The 4,775-nt window shown below is 68.2% G+C and carries 4 protein-coding genes; all 4 read left to right on the plus strand.

The window, feature by feature from the left end:
* On the plus strand, positions 1-709 hold a 709-nt coding region (gene thyX / locus QZV72_RS07745; RefSeq protein WP_297006952.1), incomplete at its 5' end, for an FAD-dependent thymidylate synthase.
* 93 nt (positions 710-802) lie between these two features.
* Positions 803-1,705 carry a 4-hydroxy-tetrahydrodipicolinate synthase gene (gene dapA, locus QZV72_RS07750; RefSeq protein WP_297006955.1) on the plus strand — a complete coding sequence of 301 codons (903 nt, stop codon included), beginning with the start codon at positions 803-805 and terminating at the stop codon, positions 1,703-1,705.
* A gap of 8 nt (positions 1,706-1,713) precedes the next feature.
* Positions 1,714-3,867: a ribonuclease J gene (locus QZV72_RS07755; RefSeq protein WP_297006957.1), complete on the plus strand. Its 2,154-nt coding sequence runs from the start codon at positions 1,714-1,716 to the stop codon at positions 3,865-3,867.
* 46 nt (positions 3,868-3,913) lie between these two features.
* On the plus strand, positions 3,914-4,537 hold the full coding sequence (locus tag QZV72_RS07760; RefSeq protein ID WP_297006960.1) for a TIGR03085 family metal-binding protein: 624 nt from the start codon (positions 3,914-3,916) through the stop codon (positions 4,535-4,537).
* Positions 4,538-4,775: the final 238 nt, after the last annotated feature.

A 4,775-nucleotide genomic window follows, 5' to 3' on the forward strand; every position in this document is an offset into this window, starting at 1 on the left:
CACCCCACCTCCGGACGTGGACTGGGCCCCCGACGGTCGGGCCGGTGACGCGGCGTCCCTCATCGAGTTCGCGGGACGCGCGTGCTACGAGACCTGGGACCGGCCGAATCCGCACACCGCGGCGACGGAGGCCTACGTCCGGCACATCATGGACGTCGGCCACGTCAGTCTTCTGGAGCATGCCTCGGCGACGTTGTACCTCCGTGGGGTGTCGCGTTCCTGCGCCCAGGAGATCATGAGACACCGGCACTTCTCGTTCAGCCAGCTGTCGCAACGTTACGTCCCGTCGGGTGACTCCCGGGTCGTGATCCCCGACAGCATTGCCGGCGACGCGGATCTGGAAACCCTGTTCCTGCGGTCCACGGACATGGCGCGGGAAGCCTACGAGGAACTGCTCGGCGGGCTGGAGGAGAAGTTCAGCGGTGAGTCGAACACGGTGCTGCGTGCGAAACAGGCCCGGCAGGCCGCCCGCTCGGTGCTGCCGAACGCGACCGAGACCCGGTTCGTGGTCACCGGTAACCTGCGCTCCTGGCGTCATTTCATCGCGATGCGGGCCGCCGAGCACGCCGACCCGGAGATCCGTCGCGTCGCGGTGGCATGTCTGCGGCTGCTCCAGGAGCTCAGTCCGGAGGTGTTCTCCGACTTCACCGTGACGCGCCTGCGTGACGGCTCGGAGACCGCGACGAGCCCCTATGTCGCGGACATGTGAGCAGGCCCTGCCGGCGGTTCGACCGACCCCGTCCGCGACCCACCGTGGCCCCGGTACACACGATCGTCGCCGGGGACGGTAACCTGTGGGGTCATGAGCACAGGTATTGCAGCGACGTTGGGCGCTGAGTTCTTCGGCACGGTCTCGGTGGCCATGGTCACACCCTTCACGAAGGACGGCGACCTCGACACCGACGCCGGCGTCGCTCTCGCCGGACACCTGGTGGACAAGGGACTCGACGCTCTGATCATCGGCGGGACGACCGGGGAGTCCCCGACCATCACCCCCGATGAGAAGCTCAACCTGCTCAAGGCCATCCGCTCCGAGCTCGGGACCGGCGTTAAGCTCGTCGCCGGCTCCGGCACCTACAGCACCGCGGAATCCGTGGCGCAGTCGACGGCCGCTGAAGCGGCCGGCGCGGATGGTCTGCTCGTGGTCACCCCGTACTACTCCCGCCCCAGCCAGGAAGGCCTCTACCGGCACTTCACAACTGTGGCTGACGCGGTCGACACCCCCATCTGCCTCTACGACATCCCGTCCCGGTCGGTTGTTCCGATCGCGACGGAAACGATACGTCGGCTCTCGGCCCACCCGAACATCCGGGCCGTGAAGGACGCCAAAGGCGACCTCGCCGCAGGTATGGAACTGATGGAGGAGACCGGTCTGGCGTGGTACTCGGGGGATGACCCTCTCAACGTCCCGTGGCTGGCAGTCGGCGCCACCGGCCTGATCTCTGTGATCGGTCACGCCGCGCCCGCCCAGCTCCGTGCACTTCGTGACGCTGTCGACGCCGGGGACATCCTCGGCGCCCGCGCCATCTCCAACCGGCTGCGCCCGCTGATGGCGGCGCAGGGCCGGCTCGGTGGTGCGACTTTCGCGAAGGCGGCACTGAGGCTCCAGGGGATCGAGGTGGGCGCACCGCGCCTGCCGATCATTGAACCGACGCCGGAGGAATACTCCCGGCTTGAAGAAGACCTGCGTTCCGCAGGCGTGTAAGGACACGAATGACTGACAATCGCTCCCGGGCCCGTAAGGTGACCCGCAAGGCAGCTCCGCCGAGCGCGGAGACCACCGCTTCTGCGGCCGCCGCCCCGACCTTCAACGACGGCGGGGTCCAGGCCACGCAGCCCGCGGGTTCCTCCCCGGAGTCCGGCGCGTCCGGCACCTCCCGGAGGAACGGGGCCGAGGACGACGGCCGGTCCTCCCAGGGAGGTAGCCGTAACCGCTCCCGCCGTGCGCGGGGCAACCGCTCCGAGCACTCCGACCGTGGCGAGCGCAACAGCGGACACCAGGGCGGCTCCCGTGGAGGCAGCCGCAACCGCGGCGGCCAGAACAACCGCGGCGGCCAGAACAACCATGGCGGCCAGAACAACCGGGGCGGCGACCGCCGCCGGACCGCACTGCAGACCATGCAGGGCGCGGACCTGACCCAGCGGCTGCCGAAGCCGCCGAAGGCCCCGAAGGACGGCCTGCGGCTCGTCGCTCTCGGCGGTATCTCCGAGATCGGCCGCAACATGACCGTCTTCGAGTACCATGAACGACTGCTCATCATTGACTGCGGTGTGCTGTTCCCGTCCTCCGGTGAGCCTGGCGTGGACCTGATTTTGCCGGACTTCTCCTACCTTGAGGGCAAGTGGGACCGGGTCGAAGCCCTGGTCGTCACCCACGGTCACGAGGACCACATCGGTGCGATCCCGTGGCTGCTCAAGCAGCGCGCGGACATCCCGATCATCGCCTCCCGCTTCACCTGTGCGCTCATCGCAGCGAAGTGTCAGGAGCACCGGCAGCGTCCGACGCTGATCCAGGTCGACGACACCTCCCATGAGAACCGCGGCCCCTTCGACATCAGGTTCTTCAACGTGGGCCACTCCATCCCGGAGTGTCTCGGTATCGCGCTGAAGACGCCGGCCGGCCTGCTGGTCCACACCGGTGACGTCAAGCTCGACCAGACCCCGGCGGACGGTCGTCCGACCGATCTCCCGGCACTGTCCCGGTTCGGCGACGAGGGCATCGACCTGTTCCTCTGCGACTCGACCAATGCGACGATCCCGGGCGTCTCCTCCTCGGAGGCGGGCATCGCCCCGACCCTGGAGCGACTCATCGCGGGCGCCAAGCAGCGTGTCCTCGTCGCGTCCTTCGCGTCCAACGTCTCGCGCGTGCAGATGGCCGTCGACGCCGCCGTGAAGGCGGGCCGTAAGGTCGCCTTCAACGGCAGGTCGATGATCCGCAACATGGAGATCGCCGAACGTCTCGGCCTGCTCACCGCCCCGCGCGGCACCATCGTCTCGATGGACGAGGCATCCCGCCTGGCTCCGCACAAGGTGCTGCTGGTCACCACCGGCACCCAGGGTGAGCCGATGGCTGCCCTGTCCCGCATGGCCCGTCGTGAGCACCGGCAGATCACCATCCGTCCCGGTGACCTGATCATCCTGTCGTCCTCGCTGGTCCCCGGCAACGAGGAGGCGGTCTTCGGCGTGATCAACATGCTCTCGCAGATCGGCGCCACCGTCATCACCAACAAGGACGCCAACGTCCACACCTCCGGCCACGGCTACTCCGGGGAGCTGCTGTTCCTCTACAACGCCGCGCGTCCGCGCAACGCCATGCCGGTCCACGGCGAGTGGCGCCACCTGCGGGCGAACCGCGCACTGGCGATCTCCACCGGTGTCAACCCGGACAACACCGTCCTGGCGCAGAACGGAGTCGTCGTCGACCTCGTCAACGGCCATGCCTCGGTCGTCGGTCAGGTCCCGGTCGGCAACCTCTACGTCGACGGTGTGACCATGGGTGACGTGGGGGCCGAGGAGATCGAGGACCGCACCCAGATGTCCGAGGGTGGTCTCATCTCCGTCACCGTGGTCATCGACAACCGCAGCGGCCGCCCGCTTGAGGACCCGCAGGTCGTGGCGAAGGGCTTCTCCGACGCCTCGAAGGAGATGATGAAGCAGGTCGCGGAGGTCGTCGACAACACGATGCTCGATCTGGCGGGTCAGGGTGAGAACGATCCGTACCGGATGGCTCAGACCCTGCGCCGCAAGGTCGGCAAGTTCGTCAAGGACAAGTGGAAGCGCGAGCCGATGATCGTCCCGACGGTCGTCCCGATGACCAGTGAGGTCGTCGAGGAGCTCGACCCTGACGATCACGTCCCCTCGCTGTAGAGCGGGGGCCGGCGGTCCGCCACGGCACGGCGTAGCATCCGGAGACATGACGATCTCCCGAGACGAACGCGGTGCCCTGGCGGACCTTTTCCTGTCTGTCGGGCCCGATGCCCCGACTCTGTGTGAGGGGTGGACGGCCCGCGATCTCGCCGTACACCTGGTGGTGCGCGAGTACCGGCCGGACGCCGCCGCCGGCATGTTTCTCGCGCCGCTGCACAGCCATCTGCGGAACGTGACTTCGACGGTCGCGGACCGCCCGTTCGAGGACCTGGTGGCGTCCTACCGGCAGGGGCCTCCGGTGTGGAGTCCGATGCGGCTGGTGGACAGGTTCGTCAACCTCACCGAGAACTTCGTCCACCATGAGGACGTCCGTCGTGGGGGAGGGGAGTGGCGGGCACGTGCCTTGCCGCGGGCGACGCGTGATGCTCTGTGGCGGGCCGCCGGTTCCGCCGCGCGGGGCCTCATCGTCTCCTCCGGTCCGACGGTCCGGTTGTCCCGCACCGACGGCGCCCGGGGGAACGTGGACACGGTGACGATCGGCAGGGGGACGCCCGAGGTCACGGTCACAGGCTCCGCTCCGGAGCTGACGCTCTGGGTATTCGGTAGGGACAAGGCCTGCGACCTGACCACTGTTGGTCCGGTCGGTGAGGTCCGCCGACGGAAGATCTGACGGCCAGTGGCCGATGTGACGCGTGTTGTAACTGTTGAAGATGTTGTTATCGGGTTAGACTGGCAGGCATGCCTTCGACCAGCCGCAGCAGTACCTCGACGTCGCGGTCCGCCAGGACCTCCCGGAGCTCCGGCGGTTCCGGACGCTCCGGAGGTTCCGGAGGTTCCGGACGCTCCGGAGGTTCCGGAGGTTCCGGACGCTCCGGAGGTTCCGGCAGGTCCGCCACAGCGGCCCGTCC

The organism is uncultured Corynebacterium sp. (assembly GCF_902782855.1).
GTDB lineage: Bacteria > Actinomycetota > Actinomycetes > Mycobacteriales > Mycobacteriaceae > Corynebacterium.

Coding starts and splice junctions, on each gene's coding strand:
- dapA (WP_297006955.1), top strand. CDS start 803: ATGAGCACAGGTATTGCAGCGACGTTGGGCGCTGAGTTCTTCGGCACG.
- QZV72_RS07755 (WP_297006957.1), top strand. CDS start 1,714: ATGACTGACAATCGCTCCCGGGCCCGTAAGGTGACCCGCAAGGCAGCT.
- QZV72_RS07760 (WP_297006960.1), top strand. CDS start 3,914: ATGACGATCTCCCGAGACGAACGCGGTGCCCTGGCGGACCTTTTCCTG.